1 protein-coding gene is annotated in these 489 nt (G+C 68.9%); it reads left to right on the plus strand.

The window, feature by feature from the left end:
* Window positions 1–156: 156 nt before the first annotated feature.
* On the plus strand, window positions 157–489 hold a 333-nt coding region (locus tag SM757_RS35060; protein ID WP_322468877.1), incomplete at its 3' end, for an ATP-binding cassette domain-containing protein.

A 489-nucleotide genomic window follows, 5' to 3' on the forward strand; every position in this document is an offset into this window, starting at 1 on the left:
GTCGCGCCCCCGCGGCATCTGGCCGCCGCCTGAGCACGGCAAGGCCGCGCCGTCGCCGGCTGGCTCGACCGGTGCTGCCGCAACCGCCACGGCTTCCGCTTCGTCCAAGGGCAGGTCCACCGCCACCTCCGGCACCATTTCCAAGGAGCGCACGGCATGAGCAACTCCGTGTTGAAAGTCAGCGGCGTGAGCAAGCGCTTCGGCGGCCTGCAGGCGCTCTCCGATGTGGGTATCGACATCCGCGCCGGCCAGGTCTATGGGCTGATCGGCCCCAACGGCGCCGGCAAGACCACCTTCTTCAACGTCATCACCGGTTTGTACACGCCCGACACCGGCACGTTCGAGCTGGGCGGCGCGCCCTACAAGCCGGCGGCGGTGCACGAGGTGGCCAAGGCCGGCATTGCCCGCACCTTCCAGAACATCCGCCTCTTTCCCGAGATGACGGCGCTGGAAAACGTGATGGTGGGCCGCCACGTGCGCACGGGCTCA

This window comes from Azohydromonas lata, from assembly GCF_034427735.1.
Lineage (GTDB): Bacteria > Pseudomonadota > Gammaproteobacteria > Burkholderiales > Burkholderiaceae_C > Azohydromonas > Azohydromonas lata.